Origin of the sequence: Rhodoplanes roseus, assembly GCF_003258865.1 — a bacterium.
GTDB lineage: Bacteria > Pseudomonadota > Alphaproteobacteria > Rhizobiales > Xanthobacteraceae > Rhodoplanes > Rhodoplanes roseus.
Window position 1 is genome coordinate 1 of record NZ_NPEX01000522.1, and the last position, 2,042, is coordinate 2,042.

Here is a 2,042-nt window from a genome sequence, read left to right on the forward strand (position 1 = left end):
CAGGGGAGGGTAAAGGGCACGCCGTCTCAAGCCAGCGTGTAGCTGGTCTTCACCGTGGTGTAGAACTCGATGGCGTAGTGGCCCTGCTCGCGCGGGCCGTAGCTGGAGCCCTTTCGGCCGCCGAACGGGACGTGATAGTCGACGCCCGCGGTCGGGAGATTCACGTTGACCATGCCGGCGTCGGAGTTGCGCTTGAAGTGGGTCGCGTATTTGAGGCTGGTCGTGCAGATGCCGGACGACAGGCCGAAGCTCGTGTCGTTGGCGGTCTTCAGCGCCTCGTCGTAGTCCTTCACGCGGATCACGGCGGCGACCGGCCCGAAGATCTCCTCACGAACGATCTGCATATCGGTCGTGCACCCGGTGAACAGCGCCGGCTGCAGATAAAAACCCTGCTTGTCGCGGTTGAGCCGCTCGCCGCCCCAGGCGAGTTTTGCTCCCTCTTTCTGGCCGATCGCGATGTAGCGCAGATCCTGGTCGAGCTGATTTTCGTCGACCACCGGGCCGATATTGGTTCCGGGCTTCAACGCGTCGTCGACGACGAGCGCCTTCATGCGGGCGATCAGGCCCTCGACGAACCTGTCGTGGATGGCCTCGGTGACGACGAGACGCGTGCCGGCCGTGCAGCGCTGGCCGGTCTGGTAGAAGGCACCGTTGGCGGCGGCCTCGACCGCGGTGGCCAGATCGGCGTCGTCGAGCACAACGAGCGGGCTCTTGCCGCCCATCTCGAGCTGCACCTTCTTCATCACCGGCGCCGTGACGGCGGCCTGCGCGACCTTGCGGCCGGTGCCGACCGAGCCCGTGAACGAGATCGCGGCGACGTCGTCGTGGCTCAGCAGAACCTCGCCGATCTCCGAGCCGCGGCCCATCACCAGGTTGAACACGCCCTTGGGCAGGCCCGATCGCGAGATGATGTCGGCGAGCGCCCAGGCGCAGCCGGGCACCAGATCGGCCGGCTTGATCACCACGCAGTTGCCGTAGGCGAGCGCCGGCGCGATCTTCCAGGCCGGGATCGCGATGGGAAAATTCCACGGCGTGATCATGGCGACGATGCCGACCGGCTCGCGCGTCACGTCGACCTCGATGCCGGTCCGCGTCGAGGCGAATTTTTCACCCGCGACCCTGACCGCCTCTCCGGCGAAGTATCCGAAAATCTGGCCGGCGCGCGTCGCCTCGCCGATGCCGTCGGCCAGCGTCTTGCCCTCCTCGCGGGCGAGCAGACGGCCGAGCTCCTCCTTGCGGGCGAGGATCTCCGTGGAGATCCGCATCAGGATCTCGTAGCGCTCGTGCGGGTTGGAGCGCGCCCAGGCCGGGAACGCCGCCTTGGCGGCCGCGATCGCCGCATCGGCCTCGGCGCGATTGGCGCGGGCGTACTCACCCACCACGTCGCTGACGTCCGACGGATTGATGTTGGGCGCGGCGTTGCCGGCCGCGATCCACTCGCCGCCGATGAAGTTCTGATGCACGGTCATGGGGTCTTCGTTTCTTCGGGTTGGGGGCGCGCGATCATAGTGGGTCGGGGCGCCGACGCAACGCGACGCCCCGACACGGGCTCGTCGGACCTTGCACGGAGTTGCCCGTCGTTCCGGGGCGCACCCGAGGTGCGAACCCGGACTCCATCGGCAACCTCGAAGGGCGTGGATGGATTCCGGGTCCGGCGCGTCGCGCCGTCCCGGAACGACCAGCAGAGGTTTCGCAGGGATCTCGGCTCAGCTCGTCTTCGCGGCGACGCCGGCTTCGTCGAAGGTCGCCATGCCGGCGTGGCATGATACCGCGGCGCGGGCCAGCAGCATGGCGACGGCGGCGCCGGTGGCCTCGCCGAGCCGCATGCCGAGATCGAGAAGCGGCACCAGGCCGAGCGCGGTGAGGAGCGCCTTGTGGCCCGGCTCGGCCGAGCAGTGTGCGGCGCGGCAATGGGCGAGCGCATGGGTCGACAGGCGGGCGAGCGGCAGCACGGCGGCGCTGGCCACGTAGCCGTCCAAAAGCATCGGCACGCCGTGCCGGCGCGCCGCCAGCGTCGCGCCCATCATGGCGGCGAGCTCGCG

Annotated in this window: 2 protein-coding genes; both read right to left on the bottom strand. The window is 68.9% G+C overall.

Features of this window, described 5'->3' with window-relative positions; translation table 11 throughout:
- Positions 1–26 precede the first annotated feature (26 nt).
- Positions 27–1,469, bottom strand: a complete 1,443-nt coding sequence (locus CH341_RS30915; RefSeq protein WP_111423467.1) for an aldehyde dehydrogenase family protein — start codon at positions 1,467–1,469, stop codon at positions 27–29.
- A gap of 237 nt (positions 1,470–1,706) precedes the next feature.
- Positions 1,707–2,042, bottom strand: a 336-nt coding sequence (locus CH341_RS30920) for a nicotinate-nucleotide--dimethylbenzimidazole phosphoribosyltransferase (protein ID WP_146604702.1), incomplete at its 5' end; no start/stop codon positions are given.